Raw genomic sequence first — 813 nt, forward strand, 5'->3', positions numbered from 1 at the left:
CCCGCCGGCTCTTCTCCTGGTTGAAAACGAAATCGCGAACCGCCGCGTAAATCTCCACAGCGAACATCCCCGCCAACCCCGAAAGGGGTCAGCCTATCCAGTGGCCGACTTTTACGCCGCCCGCGCCGGCACAAACGCCGGCGCTCCACTGGATGGTTTTCTCACCGCCGTGCACACATCGAGCATGTCGCCAACAACGCGCTGAATCGCGGCCTTATCCGTCATCATCGGCAGCAGAAACCGAGACCTAGGATCGCAAAGAAGTTCCTCGGGAAAGAGCTGGGCCGGTAGATCAACGATGACCGGACCGAGTTCGGTATGCCGACCGGCAAGATCCTTGATTTCGCTCCCGATCGAGGATGCATCGGCAAGGACAAGCCGAGCCGTCTCAAAGGGGGCCTCTTCGTCCGCCCGCAACGCCGGTGGCTCCCCGGAGGCCAACACCTGGATCAGCAGAGGCTCCAATCCCATCTCGAAGAATCCGCAGGCGAGCAACAGACTGGCCGTTGTCCGTCCGATGCCCTGCCCGGAACCTGCACAAACAAAGACTTCCATACCTTGCCTTCCAATTCAGGGGCCTTGGCGATTCGCCGCACCCTATCGAAGCGCAGTAGGTCCGTCCATAATGTTTGTCCAAAAATGGCCATATAGGGCCTATTCAGGACACATGAGTCCTATATCGGACAATTGTTGACAAGCTGGATTCCGGGACCCGCGCGGGTCGTGTCCCTGCTGGTGGTGTAGCTTCGCAGAGCCACCGCGTGCCGGCTTTGGTCGGGCTGGTCAGGCGGCCACGGCTGGCAGGCTGACGAT

1 protein-coding gene is annotated in these 813 nt (G+C 60.3%); it reads right to left on the minus strand.

Going from position 1 to position 813, the window contains the following annotated elements; all coding sequences use genetic code 11:
- Nucleotides 1–111 precede the first annotated feature (111 nt).
- Nucleotides 112–555, minus strand: a complete 444-nt coding sequence (locus ACFPN9_RS28905; RefSeq protein WP_054211494.1) for a hypothetical protein — start codon at nt 553–555, stop codon at nt 112–114.
- Nucleotides 556–813: the final 258 nt, after the last annotated feature.

It is taken from the genome of Allobosea massiliensis (genome assembly GCF_042655245.1).
Classification (GTDB): Bacteria; Pseudomonadota; Alphaproteobacteria; order Rhizobiales; family Beijerinckiaceae; genus Allobosea; species Allobosea massiliensis.